The 17,107-nt window shown below is 61.9% G+C and carries 26 protein-coding genes and 1 tRNA gene; 24 read left to right on the plus strand and 3 right to left on the minus strand.

The annotated features are described in order from the left end of the window. Nucleotides 1-135: 135 nt before the first annotated feature. Nucleotides 136-561: a hypothetical protein gene (locus tag VFZ66_29770; GenBank protein ID HEX6293407.1), complete on the minus strand. Its 426-nt coding sequence runs from the start codon at nucleotides 559-561 to the stop codon at nucleotides 136-138. Further along, the gene (locus VFZ66_29775; protein ID HEX6293408.1) at nucleotides 545-760 is read right to left on the minus strand and encodes a hypothetical protein; all 216 of its coding nucleotides are present in this window, start codon (nucleotides 758-760) and stop codon (nucleotides 545-547) included. Before VFZ66_29775 ends, VFZ66_29770 begins: the two co-directional genes overlap by 17 nt. Before the next feature lie 129 nt (nucleotides 761-889). On the opposite strand from VFZ66_29775, the gene VFZ66_29780 reads away from it, so the two are divergent. Further along, a complete protein-coding gene (locus VFZ66_29780; GenBank protein ID HEX6293409.1) occupies nucleotides 890-1,354 on the plus strand; it encodes a helix-turn-helix transcriptional regulator in 465 nt (154 codons plus the stop codon). 314 nt (nucleotides 1,355-1,668) lie between these two features. Next, on the plus strand, nucleotides 1,669-2,097 hold the full coding sequence (locus VFZ66_29785) for a hypothetical protein (GenBank protein HEX6293410.1): 429 nt from the start codon (nucleotides 1,669-1,671) through the stop codon (nucleotides 2,095-2,097). Here VFZ66_29785 and VFZ66_29790 read toward each other — a convergent pair. After that, nucleotides 2,080-2,862 carry an SAM-dependent methyltransferase gene (locus VFZ66_29790; GenBank protein ID HEX6293411.1) on the minus strand — a complete coding sequence of 261 codons (783 nt, stop codon included), beginning with the start codon at nucleotides 2,860-2,862 and terminating at the stop codon, nucleotides 2,080-2,082. The genes VFZ66_29785 and VFZ66_29790 overlap by 18 nt on opposite strands. 161 nt (nucleotides 2,863-3,023) lie before the next feature. Here VFZ66_29790 and VFZ66_29795 point away from each other — a divergent pair, with 161 nt between their 5' ends. The 22 genes from VFZ66_29795 to VFZ66_29900 all read left to right on the plus strand — a co-directional run bounded on the left by VFZ66_29795 (nucleotide 3,024) and on the right by VFZ66_29900 (nucleotide 16,698). Continuing rightward, nucleotides 3,024-3,515 carry a hypothetical protein gene (locus tag VFZ66_29795; GenBank protein HEX6293412.1) on the plus strand — a complete coding sequence of 164 codons (492 nt, stop codon included), beginning with the start codon at nucleotides 3,024-3,026 and terminating at the stop codon, nucleotides 3,513-3,515. 153 nt (nucleotides 3,516-3,668) lie between these two features. After that, nucleotides 3,669-3,929, plus strand: a complete 261-nt coding sequence (locus VFZ66_29800; protein HEX6293413.1) for a hypothetical protein — start codon at nucleotides 3,669-3,671, stop codon at nucleotides 3,927-3,929. 9 nt (nucleotides 3,930-3,938) lie between these two features. After that, the gene (locus VFZ66_29805) at nucleotides 3,939-4,187 is read left to right on the plus strand and encodes a hypothetical protein (GenBank protein ID HEX6293414.1); all 249 of its coding nucleotides are present in this window, start codon (nucleotides 3,939-3,941) and stop codon (nucleotides 4,185-4,187) included. A gap of 65 nt (nucleotides 4,188-4,252) precedes the next feature. Continuing rightward, entirely contained in the window at nucleotides 4,253-4,438 is a 186-nt protein-coding gene (locus VFZ66_29810; GenBank protein HEX6293415.1) for a hypothetical protein, read from the plus strand. A gap of 230 nt (nucleotides 4,439-4,668) precedes the next feature. Further along, nucleotides 4,669-6,285: an FtsK/SpoIIIE domain-containing protein gene (locus VFZ66_29815; GenBank protein HEX6293416.1), complete on the plus strand. Its 1,617-nt coding sequence runs from the start codon at nucleotides 4,669-4,671 to the stop codon at nucleotides 6,283-6,285. Between the two features lie 145 nt (nucleotides 6,286-6,430). Then, the gene (locus tag VFZ66_29820; GenBank protein ID HEX6293417.1) at nucleotides 6,431-6,808 is read left to right on the plus strand and encodes a hypothetical protein; all 378 of its coding nucleotides are present in this window, start codon (nucleotides 6,431-6,433) and stop codon (nucleotides 6,806-6,808) included. Nucleotides 6,809-6,979: 171 nt separating this feature from the next. Beyond that, the gene (locus tag VFZ66_29825; protein ID HEX6293418.1) at nucleotides 6,980-7,867 is read left to right on the plus strand and encodes a hypothetical protein; all 888 of its coding nucleotides are present in this window, start codon (nucleotides 6,980-6,982) and stop codon (nucleotides 7,865-7,867) included. Continuing rightward, entirely contained in the window at nucleotides 7,867-8,358 is a 492-nt protein-coding gene (locus VFZ66_29830) for a hypothetical protein (GenBank protein HEX6293419.1), read from the plus strand. The genes VFZ66_29825 and VFZ66_29830 overlap by 1 nt, the downstream gene beginning before the upstream one ends. Nucleotides 8,359-8,701: 343 nt before the next feature. Further along, complete coding sequence (locus VFZ66_29835; protein HEX6293420.1) at nucleotides 8,702-8,995, plus strand: hypothetical protein; 294 nt, start codon at nucleotides 8,702-8,704, stop codon at nucleotides 8,993-8,995. Further along, a complete protein-coding gene (locus VFZ66_29840) occupies nucleotides 8,996-9,334 on the plus strand; it encodes a hypothetical protein (protein HEX6293421.1) in 339 nt (112 codons plus the stop codon). 88 nt (nucleotides 9,335-9,422) lie between these two features. Beyond that, on the plus strand, nucleotides 9,423-9,908 hold the full coding sequence (locus VFZ66_29845) for an N-acetylmuramoyl-L-alanine amidase (GenBank protein HEX6293422.1): 486 nt from the start codon (nucleotides 9,423-9,425) through the stop codon (nucleotides 9,906-9,908). Between the two features lie 106 nt (nucleotides 9,909-10,014). Further along, entirely contained in the window at nucleotides 10,015-10,161 is a 147-nt protein-coding gene (locus VFZ66_29850) for a hypothetical protein (protein ID HEX6293423.1), read from the plus strand. A 58-nt stretch (nucleotides 10,162-10,219) separates the two neighbouring features. Continuing rightward, nucleotides 10,220-10,615 carry a hypothetical protein gene (locus VFZ66_29855; protein ID HEX6293424.1) on the plus strand — a complete coding sequence of 132 codons (396 nt, stop codon included), beginning with the start codon at nucleotides 10,220-10,222 and terminating at the stop codon, nucleotides 10,613-10,615. Further along, the gene (locus VFZ66_29860; GenBank protein HEX6293425.1) at nucleotides 10,596-11,852 is read left to right on the plus strand and encodes a hypothetical protein; all 1,257 of its coding nucleotides are present in this window, start codon (nucleotides 10,596-10,598) and stop codon (nucleotides 11,850-11,852) included. The genes VFZ66_29855 and VFZ66_29860 overlap by 20 nt, the downstream gene beginning before the upstream one ends. Before the next feature lie 11 nt (nucleotides 11,853-11,863). Next, nucleotides 11,864-12,178, plus strand: coding sequence for a hypothetical protein (locus tag VFZ66_29865; protein HEX6293426.1), 315 nt, complete (start codon nucleotides 11,864-11,866; stop codon nucleotides 12,176-12,178). A gap of 1 nt (nucleotide 12,179) precedes the next feature. Further along, complete coding sequence (locus tag VFZ66_29870; protein ID HEX6293427.1) at nucleotides 12,180-12,356, plus strand: hypothetical protein; 177 nt, start codon at nucleotides 12,180-12,182, stop codon at nucleotides 12,354-12,356. A 195-nt stretch (nucleotides 12,357-12,551) separates the two neighbouring features. Further along, nucleotides 12,552-14,789 (plus strand): phage portal protein, encoded by a 2,238-nt coding sequence (locus VFZ66_29875; protein ID HEX6293428.1) that lies wholly within the window; start codon nucleotides 12,552-12,554, stop codon nucleotides 14,787-14,789. 1 nt (nucleotide 14,790) lies between these two features. Beyond that, nucleotides 14,791-15,255 carry a hypothetical protein gene (locus tag VFZ66_29880; protein ID HEX6293429.1) on the plus strand — a complete coding sequence of 155 codons (465 nt, stop codon included), beginning with the start codon at nucleotides 14,791-14,793 and terminating at the stop codon, nucleotides 15,253-15,255. After that, nucleotides 15,252-15,530: a hypothetical protein gene (locus VFZ66_29885; protein ID HEX6293430.1), complete on the plus strand. Its 279-nt coding sequence runs from the start codon at nucleotides 15,252-15,254 to the stop codon at nucleotides 15,528-15,530. Before VFZ66_29880 ends, VFZ66_29885 begins: the two co-directional genes overlap by 4 nt. A 221-nt stretch (nucleotides 15,531-15,751) precedes the next feature. Further along, the gene (locus VFZ66_29890; protein ID HEX6293431.1) at nucleotides 15,752-16,108 is read left to right on the plus strand and encodes a hypothetical protein; all 357 of its coding nucleotides are present in this window, start codon (nucleotides 15,752-15,754) and stop codon (nucleotides 16,106-16,108) included. Then, a complete protein-coding gene (locus VFZ66_29895) occupies nucleotides 16,101-16,394 on the plus strand; it encodes a hypothetical protein (protein HEX6293432.1) in 294 nt (97 codons plus the stop codon). Before VFZ66_29890 ends, VFZ66_29895 begins: the two co-directional genes overlap by 8 nt. 229 nt (nucleotides 16,395-16,623) lie before the next feature. Continuing rightward, nucleotides 16,624-16,698: transfer RNA gene (locus tag VFZ66_29900), tRNA-Trp, on the plus strand. Nucleotides 16,699-17,107 lie beyond the last annotated feature (409 nt).

Raw genomic sequence — 17,107 nt, forward strand, 5'->3', positions numbered from 1 at the left:
CGCTGGCGTGCTTTTCCCACATCGATCGCACTTTGATTGATTGAATCGATCTCGTCGGTTCACGTCTTCCTCTTTTGCACCAACAATGCACCGCTACAAAACGAGGCCGCGTAGTACCATAGGTGTATGAATGACCTACGCCGCCAGATCGAACTCCAGCCGCGCCGCCAGTGCTTCACGGCGCTCCTCGGCCAGCTGCGTCTCGGTCGGGATCTCGCCGCTGGCGATCTGCTCCAGCACGATCTCGTTGTCGGCGATGTGCTGCACGGCGACGGCATGGATCGCGTCGGCACCGTCCAGGTAGCTCGGCGTCGTGCCGGCCAGCTGACCCTCGATCGTGATGGCCAGGCTGTGCAGTTCGCGCAGGTAGGCGATGGTTGCCGCTGGGTAGAGCCGGCGATCCTTGAGATGCAGGTTGTTGGTCACGGCAAAGGCGAAACACTGCTTACACAGCAGTTTGTCTGGCGACCAGCGCTGCCCACGCGGCGCGCGCTCGTCGATCTGACCGAGAAACGCGAACTTCGCGTCGCTGTGCCCGCACGTCTCAGGCGTGGTGTTCATGGTCGGCTCCTTCGGTGGTCTCGGACGGCTCGGCGGGCTGGCGGGCGAAAAAGTCAGCGAGGATGTGACGGACAGCAGCGCTCATGTTTCCGGCGTTTTTCCGCGATGCCGAGCCGTGATGGGTTCGGGCGTAGGCTTTCAGTTCCTGAAGCTGGCTCGGCGGGAGGTAGATCGTGACGCTGGTATACACCTCTTCCATAGGATCATCCTTTACATTCATGCAATTATCATACGCCCTTTTTGCATGAATGTCAATATCTCAATCGACACGAATATATACATTTGTGCAAACGTTTAGTATAATAAGACGCTATCTAGAGGGGTGCAGATGAACGATCCGAAACGCGATGCAAAACTTGCCGGATTTGCGAAAAACCTGGAAGCCGAGATTGATCGGCGTGGCTGGAATAAATCGGACTTTGCCCGGCGGCTCAATGTTCAAGCCTCTCAAGTTACACGTTGGTTAAGTGGTCACTTCGAGCCCGAACTGCGGACACTCTACGCGATGGCGCAAGTCTTTGCGCGCCACGATCGCGACCCCATGCATGGCGTGGATGAGCCGTCGCCCGACGCGGTTGCGCGCTGGCTGGATCGGCTGTTTCGGTGGTACGCGGAAGACAAAGGGCTGCCGCCGACGGCTAGCACGGTTATGACTGAATTGGTGGATGCCTCCCCGGCCATCGTTCAGGTCATCGAAGCCCTTGCAGCCATCCCGCCAGCAGACCTGCGGGCGGTAGCGCAGCAAGTTGAGCGCTTGCAGTCGCATCGGAAGCAACACGACGGATCGAAGTAATCAGGTTTTCAAACGCGGGTCGGGCGGCTTCGTCGCTGCGTGCCTGCATCAGTGTGAGTTCGGCGCACACGCTCTCTACAACGTCCTGGTTGTCCATGGTCCATCCTTCACCTTTGGGGGGTGCCCGACCTGGCGATCGGTTCGTCCTGCATATGTGGCACACGATCACGGCGAGGGGTGCCGTGACAGAACGGTGATCGTGTGCCTTGTTCCTATAAACGATCTGAATCTCTTCGAGGATACGGGTGAGCCGAATATATTCGGCTGATCTCATTCTACACGTCCACAACCTGTAGCGCAAGGGGTTTTTATTTGTGCCAACAGACAACGCGACTCTCTCTCCAGATATGCCACTGCCGACGCTGGCAGAGATCGTCGATTGGTTGTTTACGACCTACCGCGATCAGGATGGTCGCACGCTCCTTCCGCGCGATGTCGCGCTGTACGGCGACAATGTAAGCGTGGACATTATTCAGAAGCTGCGGAGCGGCAAGGCCGACAACCCCACCGCCCGCGTGATTGAGGCGATCTGTTTGGCGTTTCAATTGCCGCCGATTCTGCTCTTCCCGAAGCTCTGGCCCCTGACACTGCTCTGGGTGCCGCCGAATATCCCCGATCGCGCGCCGTTCCCCGTCGCCAACCAGTTCATTCATGCCGAGCACCCGTTCTACAGCAATCCGTCGAGCCCCTACCGGATCTGGCGCGATGCCCAACAACAGGATGCATCAGGGTCGGATGAATAGCCCGGCAAACCCGATCTTGTTCTGGTTCTCCTCGGTGTCGAGCTGCCGGTAGCGGCCATGCTGGCGAAAGAACTGCTCCGTGGGCATCAGTCCGCCCTGGTACGGCTGCCACGGGCGCATCAACTCGGTGATCTGTGCGGCTGAGCGTGGGTAGAGGGTCTGGCCGCTCTGCTGGTAGCCCTTCTTGATCGCCGTCGTGCCCTGGTCGCCGGGATCGTCCCAGCCGGTCACGGTTTTGAGCGATCCCGGTGCGGCAAAGTCAAAGGTCGCCTGCGTGATCGCCTGGATCTCCTCGTCGGATTCGATGAAATACCAGAGCCCGGTTGCATGGACGCCGATCCGCCGGGCTGCGCCGAAGTGTTGGGCCGCAACGGCAAGGATCTGCTGGATGTTGCGTACGTCCTCATTCGTGTAAGCGATGTTTGGACGATCGCCTAGCAGCTGCCGGCTCCACGCAATCACAAATGGATCGATGTCGTTGTAGAGGATCGGCGCGTTCGGCAGGTAGTCGTGCAGGTAGTCCTCTTCGGGCACGCTGGACGCCAGATCCATCGCCGCCTCCAGCCCATGCTCGGCGTAGATCTGCCCGGCCAGCGCGGACGCGGCGCGGATGGCCAGCATCCCCTTATAGGCGAATTTCCGGTGTTCCATGATCATCCGGGCACGCTCATGATCGGCGGGCGTGGCGATCCGGCTGGCATCGCCATAATTGACCGCACTGAACGTACCGGGGATCGTCGCTCCTCGGTCCTGTGGATCTGCCATGCTGGTTCCTTGCTGCGGGGTACTTCTATATTCTATCAAACCACCCCGCCTTTTGTGAAGATCTGACCACCCTCGGTGGTGAAATCTTCACCAAATCAGTGTACCGCGATCCGTCGCGGCGTCGCTTGACAGCGCAGGCTGTCGCTTCTAGTGTATACCCTATGCCAGAATCTGACTACATCTCAGGCGAAGAAGCCGCCGCGCTGATCGGCGTGAGCAAACGCACGGTCGAGCGCTGGGCTACCGATGCAACCAAGAATCTGCACGTTTCCCACGCGCCGGGCGGCAAGCAGTTGTATCTGCGGGCGGATGTGGAGCGCCTGGCCGATGAGTACCAGGCGGGAGAGGCGGCGCGCGCCCGCGCGGCGCAGTTCAGCCCACAGACCAAAGCGCAGGCCGAGATTATGTCAGAGGCGACGATCCAGCACATTGCCGACCTGGAGCGGCAGCTCTTCGCCGCTTCTCATGAGATCGGGCGGCTGACCGGCGTGCTGGAGCAGCAGCGGCTGCTGACTGATGATGCGCTTGACGCACGGCGACAACTTGCCGACGCTGAGGCGCGGGCGGGGCATCTGGAGCAGGAGGCCGAGCGGTTGCGCGAAGAGTTGGAACAGGCGCGGCGACCGTGGTATAAGCGGTTGTTTGGCGGGTAGCGACAGGTTGCGACATGGCGCGGTACCACTCGTCAGCATTGGCGGGTGGTTTTATTGTGCCTGAAATTGCCGTAAATCTTTACCAGATTTATATTGACTTTATTATAATTTCCGATATAATAATGACATAGCAAGTAATAAGGAGATGCGGACATGACTGCTAAGCCAAGCAAGAAGACCATCGATATGCAGATTGCAAGCGAAGGCGCTGGTATGGTTGGGAAGTACAAGCTCGAAGTGTTCACCGTCAAGTCTGGAATGAACATCGAACAAACGTTTATCTTCGACCGTGAACACGCCGACGAAGCAGCGGACATCATCGACAGCAACGAAGCGGTAACAAGCTGGACCTCGCACTATATCATTCGAACGAACAAGGACGATTGCAATACCCTTGATGACCTGAACTTTTAGGAGGAATACATGGGCGGTGATGGGAGCGGCAATCGTTCGGGCAAGCCCCGCGCACCAGGAGCGGGGCGCAAGCCTCAGCGAGAAGCACCAAAGAAAATTGAGATTGCTCAGGACCGACCGTTGCGGATTGGCTTTGTGGACAATGATGGCGGCTACAGCCCGATCGCAGCAGGCCCGGCGATTATCAAACGTACCGAATCAGGCACGCGCCAGATTGTTGTCAAAACCAGCGACGGCGAGATCAGGATTAGTTTGTAGCACGCGCGGCGCAGCCTGAGTGCAGCCGCCGCGCGAGATTACATGCGTTTTTATGGAGGTTCACTATGAACGAACAACAGGACGGTGCAGGTTGGTACGTGGTCCGGCAGTACGAGCCGAACAGCAACGCGGAATCGTATCGTGAGTCGGTCGAATGGTTTGATGAATACCCTCCCAGGAATGAGGTCATGGAAACCTATCGCGGCCCGTTCCCGTCGCGCTCGGTGGCCGAACAGCAACAAGCGGTCTAAAATGTGACACGAAAACCGCCCCAATCGGGGCGGTTTTCGTTTGCCCTGCGTGCGCCATGTCGCGGCGTCGTGCGCTGTCGCGATCTGTCGTAGAACGTGCTATACTACGGCTAGTAAATGGTTCGGGCCGGGGTCGCTTGCGACGCCCCAGCCCTGGACTAGCGGACTGAAAGCACCAGCCGCCGCCAGTAGTATAGCAGAACACCGGCGGCTCCAACAGGAGCCTACTCATGCGATCGAAGTCTTCTCGCGTCTCCGTCCTCGGCTCGGCGTCCTTTCTCGTGCTGGCCCTCGTCTTTGCTCTCGTGGTCTTTACGCTCGTCTCGTGCGGGCAAACCCCTGCCGAGCGTGTGCTGGCCGATCAGCGTGCGCGCTTCGATGCGGCGCAGTATGTCGCGCAGCAGCAGGCGCTTGCGCCCGTCAAAACGAGTGCGACCCGCATCCTGATCGGTGCGGGCGCGTTTGCGGGCGCTGCGGTCCTGGCTGCGGTGGCGGTTGTCGCCGGTGCGGGCGCATGGTACGCGCTGGCGGTCGCGCAGCACAAGGCGCGGCTGATCTATGCGCGCGACGGGATGCTGCCCGTGCCCGTGCGGGAACTGAGCGCGACGATCGCGATTGCCTCGATTGCGGACGAGCACCAGACGCGCCGGGCGATCGGTGCTCCGGCGGTCAACGTCCCGCACACGCTGCACTACGCCCCGCATGTGCGCGATGCGCTGCCGGCTCCTGCGGCAGCGGCCGAAGATCGCGACGACGATGCGCCGCAGCTGCCCAGCATTGTCGAGCTGTCGCGGGTGCGGGATCGCATCCAGCCCGCGCACCTGGCCTACGGCGTGCTGGCGAGTGGTGAACTGCTCCAGCTCAAGCTCGGCCACGGCTACCATGGGCTCTACCATGGTGACACGGGCTCAGGCAAGACGAATGCGATCAACAGCATGATCGCGCAGCTGCATCATATGGTGGCGGCGGGCGTGCCGCTCCAGCTCTACGCCGCCGACTATAAGCGCGAACTGTCGGCGACCTGGAGCCGCTCGGCGCTGTTTGAGTCCGGCATCCTGACCGAGCCCGGCGAGATTGCCGAGATGTTGGGCGAGCTAGGCGGCATGGTCCGCACGCGTTATGAACTGTTCGAGGACACGTCGCGGCGCTATGAGCGCGTCGTGGAGAACTACAGCGCGTATGCCAGCGTGACCGGCGAGACACTGCCGGTGGTGATTTGCATCGTCGATGAGCTGAACGCCGCGCTTGAGGCGTCCCGCAAGAACGCGCCGCTGGCCGAGAACCTGCGGTCGTTGCTTCAGATTGGCCGGGGCGCGGGCGTGCTGGTGCAGGGCGGCTTTCAATACATGCGGGCGGAAAACTTCGGGCGCGACGGCTCCAAGCAGTTTGTCACGCGGGCGCACTTCGGCGCGTATGACCAGACCGCCGTCGCGATGCTGTTCGGCTCCAAGGTCGATCATAACGCTTTACAGCAGGTGATCGACGGCACGCCGGGCCGGGGTATCATCAAGACCGTGCGCCAGCCCACGCCGCAGCCGTTCCAGGCGCTGCGCTGCGGGGAGCGGGATATTCTAGAGGCGATCGATCTGGTGCGGGATCGTGAAACTGAGGGAAATATGCCGACGTTTGCGGTAGCGCATCCGAAACACCTAGAAACGATCGAAACGGTTTCGCAGCAGCCCAAAAGCGGCGCGATCCTGGACCCTGAAATCGTGAAACGGCTCCGCAGTCAGCCCACGCCGCTCGGCAAGAAACAGATTATCGAGGTGTTGACCGGAGCCAAGCCGGGCGGATCAACGCTCTACACGCAGGCGAGCCGGGAGTATGATCAGATTGTCGCGGTGTAAATGAATTGATCCAAAAAGGGGAGGGAGCCGCGCCGCAGGGCGCGGTATTTATTTACCAAATCTCGACAAAATTGGTCCTTCTAGGCACTTGACTTATTGTACGTCATGGCGTACAATAACGACATAGCAAGTAAGGGGAGCGACAATGATTTCAGTGCTGACGAATAACACGATCATCATCCGACGTAAGGATCTGACGAACGATCTGGTACAACAATTTCAAGCGAAGCATGGCTCCGGCAGCGATCATGTGTGGCGCGAACTGCCAGCAGGCTTTCAATCCGGCCTTGATGACAGTCCTGGATCGTATGACGATGCTGTTGAACTTGATGGCGATCCGAATATGCCACGCGGAACGACTTACCGTGGCGTTATCTATGAGACAACCAACGCTGATATGCAGCGCGATGCAGAATTAATTTCCGCGTATCTTGGACAGCGCGACCATATGGGCTCTGAGCAGTGGCACACGATGATGCGGCAGAAGTTGCAGGAACGAGGCTACCGCACCAATGACCACTGAGCAAGCCGCTACAGTGCTTGGACTATCCCTTAGAACCGTCCAGGCGCATATTAAGCGCGGCAATCTCAAGGCTGAGAAGCGCGGGCGCGATTGGTGGATTGAAGCCGACGAAGTAGAGCGCTTTCGCCAAACGCGGCGCGGGCGCGGTAAGCCAAAACAGGAGCCGACGCCATGAACGACCAGCGCGGGCGCTTTCTCGACTTCTTCACGCCGAAGCATACGATCCTGCTGCTGCTGACCGTGCATCAGTGGATCACCCTCTACATGGGCCATAAGAAGCATCTCAAGATCGACTCGCCCTACAGCCTGGAGGGCGCGTATGCGATCACGGGATCGCTCTCGATCGAGCTGCTGCTGATCTTCGTGCTGCGCTACGCCGAGCTGTACGGCGCGACGGCCTGGACCTGGGCGACGATCGGCCTGATCACGGTGTACTCGTCGATCATGTCGGTCTATGCGGTGTGGGAGTTTGGTCCGATCGCTTTTCTTGCGGCGGTGCCGCCGCTGATGATTTGTACGATTAGCATGAACTTCTATGCGACCGCACGCACGCAGCAACATCGTGGCGGGCTCTGGTATCCAACCGCACGCCCCCGCACGCGCCGGCGCTGGGCATGGCTGCGATTCTGGCAGTGGCGCATCTGGCCCCGCATGACGTGGCGTGTTCGTGCCTCCGAAGGTGCGCCGCAGGATGCCCCCGCACCGATCGATCTTCCGGTGGACGTGCGACCTGATGCGACGCCGCACGACGCCGCGACGGTGCCGCAGGCCGATCCCGACGACCGCACGCCCGATCCGGCCCCGCCGCCGATCCCGGCTGCGCTCCCGCATGAGCCGCACGTCCCGATCGTGCGCTATGGTGCGGGGAGTGACGAGGCCCGCATCGTCGCGCATCTGGAAACGTGCGGGCGCATCGGGCGGCAAGATGTTGAGTCGCTGCTGGGCGTGCGGGAGCGGGCGGCGCAGAACAAGCTGCGGGCGCTCGTCGAGGCGGGCGTGCTGGCGACGGACGGACGCGGCGAGTATTGGCGGAACGGGGTTATGGTGGAGGTGACATAATGACAGAACAGATCGAACCAATGACCAAAGAGGACGCGCTGGCGCATGTGGCACACTATGCGGTGCTCCACTGGTTTGCGGCTCCCGGCAGTCCCGCGCCACATATCTATCGTGTGCGGGCGTGGGCCGTGCGCGACGATGGATCGGACTGGCAGCCTGCCGAGCCGAACTGGTGGATCGGGATTGACGATCCAAGCGATCAACTTGAGGAGATGGGCTACCACTTGTTTGATGACGGGCAGATTGAGCGCGATCCGTCTGACTCAGGGCCAGAGCAGCCCGCCGACGATGAGTGCATGATTTTTGACTTCACGATCCCCCTGCTTGAAGCCGCACTTCAAGAGCAGATCCGATTTTACAGTTGGTGCGCTCGTGGAAAACAACCAGGCGAGGAAGCCTACCGGGCAGAGTGTGCGGCTAAGGCTGAAGCGCTGCAATTCGCGCTTAACTTACTGCGTGGCGAATCGTCATCAGTGACCTATATGTCCTGACACACCAACGCCCACCGAGCAGGGCCAGGCGGGCGCGGGCGGCGGTGCGGATTATCCGTAGTATACCAGTACATTCATGCAATTTCTAGGCATGATGATTGCATGAATGTCAAATCGGTGCTATACTAAATCTGCGGTGCAGGAGCTTGATTCGTCTAGCTCCCTGCGCCGTTGTTTGTTAATCCGCACAGAGGGAGAGAGGCCGAGCGGATGATCGAGGGCTATGACGACACGACGACGACCGGGGCGGGCTGTGACATCATCAACTGAGACAACATTGCTACAAGATGTACGGACTGGCCTAGAGGCACTAACCACCGCTATGTCGGATATGCGCGAATCTGTGGAGCGCTTATCGGATCTGGTTGACGGCAATGATCGGCGGGGGGTTGAGGGGATTCGTACCCAGCTCAACTTGATCCGAGGTCGCGTCGAGAGTTTACATAAAGATGTTGCGCCCGTACCCCAGATTGTGATCGACATGGCGACGCTCAAGACGCGGATCGGCACGCTGGAGGACGAGCGCACCAAGATCCGCTATATCCTGGTCGGCATGGGCCTGCTGCTCACGCTGATCGGGCTCGTCACCGGCGACGATATTTTGACCGGCATTGCTCGTTTACTAGGAGCGCCTTAGATGGATCTCGACGTTGTGAATTGGACCAATCTGTTTATCGCGCTCTCGGTGCCGCTGGCCGCGCTGATTGGCCGCTGCGAGTGGCCGGATCTCGTCAAGTTCTACCTGTCGTTTGTGCTGGCGGCGGGCGCGTACTTCCTCGGCCAGTGGTTTGACGGGCAGGCGCTGCTCTGGCCGCTCCCGGTCGAGACGGTCGGCGCGATCTTAGCCGCGTTCGGGGTGCAGCAGGGGATTTTCCAGCACGCCAAGCGCTCGACCTGGCTGATCACGCTGGCCGAGTTCGGGAGCCAGCAGGTGCGGGCGGCGGGGCTGTTCGATACCGATCGGCGGGCGCGCTGATGATCGTGAGTTATCTCTGTCTCGCGCTGTTCTGCGCGGTGTTGTTTGCGCCGGGCTGCGCGGCCTGGTGGGATCGGGAGGATTGAGGATGTATTTCGCAACGCCACCACTCGCGATCACGGATCTGCCGACGAAGCACACCTACGGGGTGCTTACGCCGCGCCTGATTGTGATTCATGCAACCGCCGGCACGGATAGCCGCGAATGGCTGGTCGAAAACCCCGAAGGACTGTCGATCCATCGCCTGATCCAGAAGGACGGCACGATCTACAAGATGGCCGATGACCTCGTGTCGTGCGGGCATGTAGGCCGCAGCGCGTTGTGGGGTAATCGCTGGCTGAATAAGATCGCACTCGGCATCGAGCTAGAGAACCGGAACAACGGGCGCGACCCGTATCCGACGGCGCAGGTCGAGGCGTGCGCCGCGCAGGTCGTCGAATGGCTGGGCCGCTTCGGGCCGCTGCCGGTCGTCGGGCATTATCAGGTTGATACGCTCGGCAAGACCGACCCAAAGGGCTTTCCCTGGTGGACGTTTTGGGAGTGTGTCCGCAAACGCACTCCGCAGGCAGGCTAGCTGCCGCCAGATCAGCAGGCACACATCCAACTCGAACGCTCCAGCGTGCTCAGCGGTGCTCCGCCCATGTTCGCCGGAGCACCGCATATTTGAAGAGGATACCCACATGGATCTCAAGATTCGTATTGATGCCTTTCGCCGACACTGTGAGCAGTTGATCGCGGGCGGGCGATACCGGCCTACCTGCACGCCGGCGGAATGGTGGGCTCTCTGGGCGCAGCTTGAGCACGATCTTGGGATTGCGGGGGCGTAGGATGACCGGGCGGGCACAGACAAAACGGACACGTACACGCGCGCGGGCGGTGTTTCTCGTGGAGTTGCGGAAGTGCGGCAATGTCAGCGACGCAGTAGCAGCGGCGGGCGTTGGCCGATCAACCGTGTATGAGTGGCGGGAGGCCGATCCCGACTTTCGGCAGCAGTGGGATGATGCGCTCGACGAGGCGGTTGATAGCCTGGAGCGGGAGGCATGGCGTCGCGCCCGCGACGGCGTGCAAGAGCCGGTGATCGGGCGGGTCGGCAGGGATCAGGATGGGCAGATCATCGGCGACGACGGCAACCCGCTGTACATCCGTAAGTACTCCGATACGCTCATGACTACGCTGCTCAAGGCGCATCGGCCCGACAAGTACCGGGAGCGTGTGGACGCAAATCTCAACCATAGCGGCAATATCCAGATCGAGTATGTGAATGATTGGCGCGACCAGTAGCAAACGTATCAGGCTCCCTTATCCGCATCCCGGCCAGCGGCATGTGCGCACGCACCGGCGGCGCTTTACCTGGCTGGCGGCGGGGCGGCGCTGGCGCAAAACCACGCTGTTTGTCTCGCTGATGGTCGAGGCGGCGGCGAGTGGCACGCCGATTGTGTGGGGCGCGCCGACGTATGATCAGGTATTCACAGCCTGGGAGGAGCTGCGGCGGGCGGGGCGTGAGGTGATCAGCTTCAATCAGTCGCGCATGACCGCCACGCTTGGGCGCGGGCAGATGCTCTTTCGCTCACTCGACGATCCTGAGAATGCCCGGTCCAAGACAGCCGGCGGGATTGTCCTCGACGAGGTGGCGGATATTGCCGAAGTCGCCTGGGTGGAAGTGCTGCGGCCCATGCTCATGGACACGAACGGCTGGCTGCTGGCAGGCGGCACGCCCAAAGGTCGCAACTGGTTCTGGCGGGAGTGCATGGCCGCGCAGCGGGGCGACGATCCCGAAACGGTCTTCTTTCAGGCACCGAGCTTAGGGGCGACGATTACGGCGCAGGGCCTGGTCCGCGCGCCGCATCCGCTGGAAAACCCCGATCTGCCCTGGAAGGAGATTGAGCACCTGTACCGCACGATGCCGGAGCGCTCCTTTCGGCAGGAGATCCTCGCCGAGTTTATCGAGGATGCGGGCGGCGTGTTTCGTGGCGTGCGCCGGCAGGCAACGGCCATACCGCAGACGCAGGCGATCGAGGGGCACGCCTATATCATCGGCGTGGATTGGGGCCGCACGAACGATGCGACCGTGTTCAGTGTGATCGACGCGACGCTGATGCAGCAGGTGGCGGTTGATCGCATGACGGCGACCGATTACGCACTCCAGCGGGCGCGGCTGTGGGCGATGTGGGAGCGGTTTGGGCGCTGTACGGTCGTCGCCGAGATGAATAGCATGGGCGGGCCGCTCGTCGAGCAGCTGAGCCGCGACGGCCTGCGGGTGCGCGGCTTCCAGACGACGAGCGCGACCAAGAGCGTGATTATCGACGCCTTAGCGCTGGCCTTTGAGCGCGAAACGTTGCAAATCCTACCCGACGAGTCGCAGATTGCCGAGCTTGAGGCGTATGAGAGTGAGCGGCTGCCGAGTGGCCTCATCCGCTACAGCGCGCCGGGCGGGATGCATGACGACTATGTGATGGCGCTGGCGCTGGCGTATAGCGGCGTTGGGCGCACCAGTAGCGCGATCGGCGCATTTGGCTAAAGGAGTGCATGGTGAGCGAGAGCAACGAGACCGAGGTAACAGGCAGTTGGGACGGTGCGCGGATCTTGACGCTGGGCCGTGGTGAGGTGTCGGTCACGGCAGCCTATCAGCCGCACGAAGTAGGCGAGACGGCGATGCTGCTGCTGGAGCCGGGCCTGGGCTCAAGTGAGATCGGCGGGGAAGTCCCAGCGCGGCAGGCAGGGCAAGCGGTCTATCCGGTCGAGGGCTCAGTGGTGCTGATCTTCGAACATCCCGGCGCGGTGCAAGTCGTGATCGACAAACTCGAAGAGATCAAGGAGTCGCTGGTGCAGCGACTGGCTGCCTAACATGCAACGACTCCGCGCCATCCTCGTCCATGCGCTGCATCTGCTCCGCGCGGCGCTGCTCTGGCTCACGGCGGGCGGGTGCTATCTGGTCGGGCTGGCGGTCGGGGTCGGCGTGCGGTGGGCGCTGTGGTGCGTGGCGGGCTATCAGGCGGGCTATCAGGCGGGGAGGCAGCGGTGAACATTACCGACATAACCGATAAGCTCTGTGCTTGTCTTCCGACAATTGAGAAGGCATTGCAGTCTCCAGACTCTAGCGATCGCGAGTGGGGGAAGCAGCGGCTAGCGCTTGTGGCTGCATTGGCTCCCTTTGTCGGTTTCTATGCGCTGGAGCAGTTGACAGACGGACAGCAATCTAACACAGAGGCATCCTAGCATGAGCAGCGGCACCGCATCCTGGTTCTCCCGCGTCGGCGCGACGTTCGCGGCGCTGGACAGCGCGTTCAAGGCCCGCCCGCCTGCGCCGGGGGAGTTGTACCCGGCGCGTTCCGGTGTGCCAACGTCCTATATGTCGTTTCCTGGGTGGGATGTGCTCGAAGCGCGCGGCAACACGAACAGCCAGGACGAACAGCGGGCCAAGACGGCGATCCGCTCGCCCTGGGTGTACTCGGACTTGCAGGCGATTGCCAACGAGGCCAGCGCCGCCGAACTGGTCGTCAAGGAGCGGCAGGGCAAGAAGCTCGAAGATGTCGAGAATCACAACCTGGAGCTGCTATGGGAAAGCCCAAACCCGCACATGGGCCGCTCCTACCTGATCAGCTTTTGGTGCTGGAGCTACGTGCTGGCCTCCAAGTCCTATCTCTACTGGATGCCCGGCGATGGTGGAATTGCGGAGCTATGGCCGATCCCGCCGTTTATGATGAGCGCGCTGCCGGATGCCAAGGATCTGGTACGCGGCTATGCCTTCAAGAGCCGCCCGGACGCCGATCCGATTATCATCCCGCCGGAGTACATCACATTCAGTCGCTCGGTCAACATCTTTGACGTGCGCGACGGCCTGAGCTTCCTAGCGGCGGCACATCTCGGCATCGAGACGGACCTGGCCGCCGCAGAGTGGAATCGCAGCTTCTTCCGCGAGCAGAACGCGGTCCCGGATGGCCTGATTACCATCCCCCGCGACACGCTCGACGGCGATCTGGCCCGCGTGCGGCAGGAGATCCGTGACTTCTTTGGCGGCACTCGGCGTGGCGTGGCGGTGGCGCGGGCGGGCGATATGGACTATAAGCCGTTCGGGCGCACGCAGAAGGACGCCGAGTTCTTAGCCGGGCGGCAGTTCTCCGAGAAAGAGATCGACCGCACGCTGGGCTTTCCCCAGGGCTACTGGTCGGAGCGGGCGAACCGGGCCAATGCGGAGCAGGCGCGGGCGACCATGATCGCGGGCGCGGTGTGGCCGCTGCTCGTGCGACTGGCCGAAGACATCAACGCACAGACCATGCCGCGCTGGTGGGGGGAGCAGTACCGGGCCGAGTTCAAGGACATCCGGCCCGAAGACCGCGAGTTGAAACTGCGTGAGCTGGAGTTCTACGCCAAGATCGAGACGATTGATCAGCTGCGTGAGCGTGTCGGCGACGAGCCGATCGGCGACGTGCGCGGGCTCATGCTGATCTCCGAACTGGAGAAGGGCACGCCGATCCCGACCTCGGAGCCGTCGCTGTTGATGGAAGACGAGATCGCGGCGATGGAGGAGGAAGCGGCAGCCGAGATGCCAGAGGAGCCGATCGCCGACGAGGTGCCGCCAGAGGACGCCCCGATCGAGGAGGTGCCGCCCGACGCCACCGAGGAGTTGAAAGCCATCGACCTCGACCGCTGGGAGCGCAAGGTGATCAAGGCCGTGCGGGCGGGCAAAAGCGCGGCGGCGGTCAAGTTCGAGAGCGCGGCCATTCCCAAAGACGAGCAGCAGCGCATCCGGCAGGCGCTCGGCGAGGCCCACGACGCGGCGGCGGTGCGGGCGGCGTTTACGGCGGTGGAGATCAAGACAGCGAAGCTTACACCCCAGGAGCAGGCGCTGCTGGATGAGGTGGAGACGATCCTGAAGCGCTTCAGCGGGCGGCTGGTCGATGCCGTGATCGACGGCGACACGCCCGACCTGACCGATCTGGAGTCCGCGCTCAAGGCGGCGATCCTGCCGGCGCTCGTCGATGCCGTGGTGAGCGGTGTGGCGCTCCAGGTCGATGCGGTGGGCGTGGCGATGGATGGCGCGCAGGCGGCGGCGCTGGCGCAGGAGTGGGCGGCGTCCTATGTGCCGGGTGCGGTGGGCGGCATGACGGGCACGACGCGGGACGCGCTGATCAAAGCCATCACGACCTACCGCGCCACGTCGGGCATGACACGGCAGCAGGTCGCGCAGCTGCTGGCTCCCTATTTCGGCGCGGCGAAAGCGGATGTGATTGCCACCACTGAGATCACGCGGGCCAACGCGCAGGCGGCGAAAGTCTATAACGACTATCTGAAGGAGCAAGGACTGGACTACGAGTTCATCTGGCAAACCAACAACGACGAGCGCGTCTGCCCGAAGTGCGCGCCGAAGAACGGCCAAGTCACCGACGCCGACACGCTGCCGCCGGGGCATCCGCGCTGCCGGTGCGGCGTGACCCAGCGCCGCAAGCGAGACTAGCATGAAGCTGACGATTGATGTGAACATCGGCGATGTGCTCTCCGTCCTGGACAAGGCCGACCCGGAGCCATTGGCGCGGGTGATTGGCGTGGCGGTGGCCGAAGAGGTCCGAAACGAGGTCACGCCCTACCCGCTGGCGGCGCGCAAGCCGCAGCCGTTCACGAGCGCCAAGCAGCGCCGGTTCTTTTTTGCGGCGCTCAAGAAAGGGCAGATCACCGTCCCCTACCGGCGCGGCAGCGATCCGCGCTCCGAGACGCTGGGCCGCAAGTGGATTATCCAGCCCGGCGCAGGCGGCGCGACGCTGACGAACACAGCCAGTTACAGCGACCTTGTGCAGAACAAAAAGAAGCAAGCGCCCTATCACAAAGGTGTCTGGACCACCGACGAGGACGCCGCCCGCAAAGTGGAGCAGAGCGGCGTCGCCGCCAAGATTGCCGAAGATGTGATCACACGGAGACTCACATGACCATCGCCCCCGCACCGCGCCCGGTCCTCAAAGACGATCCCGTTACCGAAGCGCGACTCGACGAACTCGCCGAGCGCCTGGCTCCCCGCGTGGCCGAGCGGGCGCTGCTGCTCATGCAGGCCGAGCGCCGACCGGCGGCGATGAAGGTCCGCGAGGCGCTGCTGGCGCTGCTGCGCGGCTGGGAAGATCTGTTCGATCTGCCGCGCTCGGTGCCGACGCGGGTTGAGCGCGGCGAAGTGGTGCGCCCGGAGCGGCGGGAGCATCATAATCGGTAGTTTGTGGCGTTGGGATGCGCTAAATCCTTGACGCGGGGTGTATACTGAGGGTATGGAAGATCAAATTACAACAGTCAAACCAGGCGCGATCGTTCGAGTATTGGATACTAATCAGATCGTTCGTGTAGTTGAGGAAGCAGATCCCGGTTGTTGGATCTGCGATGATGGGTATATACGTCCATCGGCGATGCTCAGAACCGTCTTAGAGCAGTGAGGGAGCTATGGACCAAAATCCTGATAACGATCCCCTATGCGGACTATCGGCGGCTGATCTCGATCGCATCACACAGGCGGGCCTTGCAGGGGCGGAAGCTGGGCAGACCTGGCGGGATACGATTGCACGGGTGTTGGATGCCGCACCGAGCGCCGACGATACCCCGTTCTCGGCGCTTGCGCTGGGCCTGACCATGCCCAAAGCTGACGAGGTGAGCGCGGACGGTCGGCGGCATACGTGGAATCTCGGTGTTCCTGTGTCTGTACTCTACTCTGGCGATCTGCCGCCCAACACGCTAGAGCTACGCGACGCCAGCGGGCGCGTCGTCGGGCGGATTGTGAATATTGGAGATGGTGATGCGTGATCGTTTGATAGCAGCTGAGTTGTGGAGTGTTGACGATCCGCGTGATCCATCAGTCGATCCGGGTGCGGCGATCGAGGTCTTTCTTTCGTTCGGTGAGTGCCACAAGATCCTGACGCATAAGCCGCGCCGCTCGCTCGGCTGGGACTTGGGGCAGCCCTACGAATGGCACTGTACGATCTATGCGGCGAATACCGTTACCGCCGACGCACTGCCAGAGGCGATCTGCCGTGCAGCACTGCAAGCGGTGGAAATCCGGGCCAGCATCCGCAACGCTGGGCAGGGCTAGCACCCGGCGCGGCGGGGTGGTATAATTGGGCTATCGAATGTGGCGGCGTGGATGGACACGCGCAGAGAACCAGGGGCGGCATCCCTCTCTCGGAAGCAAAGTCACGAAAAGCCCGACCATAGCCGAGGATGCAGGTTTGCGGGTGACGACCGCAATGAAACGAGAGATGTTCCAGGGGTCAGGCAGTGCCGCGAGTAGGTATCAATTCCTACCCACATTCAGTATTCGATGGTCTGTAGCTCAACCGCAGAGCACTGGTCTCCAAAACCAGAGGTTGCAGGGTCAAGACCTGCCAGGCCAGCCAATGCCCGCCATGCTCCCCGGTCGGCCTGTACCGACTGAAATTCAGGGGTGACGCTAGGGCAGCGTACAGGCGGAACGCCACGGCTTAGGCGTGACAGCCGGAGAGACGGCACCTAACCTTGACACTACATGAACGCTTATACTGCTTTCTGGTGAAGTAGTCGCCGTGCTGAGCGGGCCTAGGACCGGCAGCATGGAAACCAGAACAACCTAGAGCCATCGGGTAATCGGCGGCGTCTCGCGTTTCCACTTCGGAGCGCAGAGACGCCGCTTTTTGTGTGCCTTATGACCGCTTTCAAAGCCGAGCCAAAAGAGCAAACCAGCGCCGCACGCGGGACCGCGCCAAGTACCCCGGCCCCAGCGGCAGGCAGCACTCGCAAGCCCATGACGCCCGCCGAGCGGGCGCGCCA

The organism is Herpetosiphonaceae bacterium, from assembly GCA_036374795.1.
GTDB lineage: Bacteria > Chloroflexota > Chloroflexia > Chloroflexales > Kallotenuaceae > LB3-1.

What these genes read in the sequence shown, in the direction of transcription:
- VFZ66_29885 (HEX6293430.1), top strand. Translation starts at nt 15,252, where the DNA reads ATGACCATCGCCCCCGCACCGCGCCCGGTCCTCAAAGACGATCCCGTT.
- VFZ66_29770 (HEX6293407.1), bottom strand. Translation starts at nt 561, where the DNA reads ATGAACACCACGCCTGAGACGTGCGGGCACAGCGACGCGAAGTTCGCG.
- VFZ66_29805 (HEX6293414.1), top strand. Translation starts at nt 3,939, where the DNA reads ATGGGCGGTGATGGGAGCGGCAATCGTTCGGGCAAGCCCCGCGCACCA.
- VFZ66_29775 (HEX6293408.1), bottom strand. Translation starts at nt 760, where the DNA reads ATGGAAGAGGTGTATACCAGCGTCACGATCTACCTCCCGCCGAGCCAG.
- VFZ66_29875 (HEX6293428.1), top strand. Translation starts at nt 12,552, where the DNA reads ATGAGCAGCGGCACCGCATCCTGGTTCTCCCGCGTCGGCGCGACGTTC.
- VFZ66_29830 (HEX6293419.1), top strand. Translation starts at nt 7,867, where the DNA reads ATGACAGAACAGATCGAACCAATGACCAAAGAGGACGCGCTGGCGCAT.
- VFZ66_29890 (HEX6293431.1), top strand. Translation starts at nt 15,752, where the DNA reads ATGGACCAAAATCCTGATAACGATCCCCTATGCGGACTATCGGCGGCT.
- VFZ66_29815 (HEX6293416.1), top strand. Translation starts at nt 4,669, where the DNA reads ATGCGATCGAAGTCTTCTCGCGTCTCCGTCCTCGGCTCGGCGTCCTTT.
- VFZ66_29800 (HEX6293413.1), top strand. Translation starts at nt 3,669, where the DNA reads ATGACTGCTAAGCCAAGCAAGAAGACCATCGATATGCAGATTGCAAGC.
- VFZ66_29870 (HEX6293427.1), top strand. Translation starts at nt 12,180, where the DNA reads ATGCAACGACTCCGCGCCATCCTCGTCCATGCGCTGCATCTGCTCCGC.
- VFZ66_29850 (HEX6293423.1), top strand. Translation starts at nt 10,015, where the DNA reads ATGGATCTCAAGATTCGTATTGATGCCTTTCGCCGACACTGTGAGCAG.
- VFZ66_29780 (HEX6293409.1), top strand. Translation starts at nt 890, where the DNA reads ATGAACGATCCGAAACGCGATGCAAAACTTGCCGGATTTGCGAAAAAC.
- VFZ66_29845 (HEX6293422.1), top strand. Translation starts at nt 9,423, where the DNA reads ATGTATTTCGCAACGCCACCACTCGCGATCACGGATCTGCCGACGAAG.
- VFZ66_29860 (HEX6293425.1), top strand. Translation starts at nt 10,596, where the DNA reads ATGATTGGCGCGACCAGTAGCAAACGTATCAGGCTCCCTTATCCGCAT.
- VFZ66_29840 (HEX6293421.1), top strand. Translation starts at nt 8,996, where the DNA reads ATGGATCTCGACGTTGTGAATTGGACCAATCTGTTTATCGCGCTCTCG.
- VFZ66_29795 (HEX6293412.1), top strand. Translation starts at nt 3,024, where the DNA reads ATGCCAGAATCTGACTACATCTCAGGCGAAGAAGCCGCCGCGCTGATC.
- VFZ66_29825 (HEX6293418.1), top strand. Translation starts at nt 6,980, where the DNA reads ATGAACGACCAGCGCGGGCGCTTTCTCGACTTCTTCACGCCGAAGCAT.
- VFZ66_29820 (HEX6293417.1), top strand. Translation starts at nt 6,431, where the DNA reads ATGATTTCAGTGCTGACGAATAACACGATCATCATCCGACGTAAGGAT.
- VFZ66_29880 (HEX6293429.1), top strand. Translation starts at nt 14,791, where the DNA reads ATGAAGCTGACGATTGATGTGAACATCGGCGATGTGCTCTCCGTCCTG.
- VFZ66_29895 (HEX6293432.1), top strand. Translation starts at nt 16,101, where the DNA reads ATGCGTGATCGTTTGATAGCAGCTGAGTTGTGGAGTGTTGACGATCCG.
- VFZ66_29790 (HEX6293411.1), bottom strand. Translation starts at nt 2,862, where the DNA reads ATGGCAGATCCACAGGACCGAGGAGCGACGATCCCCGGTACGTTCAGT.
- VFZ66_29810 (HEX6293415.1), top strand. Translation starts at nt 4,253, where the DNA reads ATGAACGAACAACAGGACGGTGCAGGTTGGTACGTGGTCCGGCAGTAC.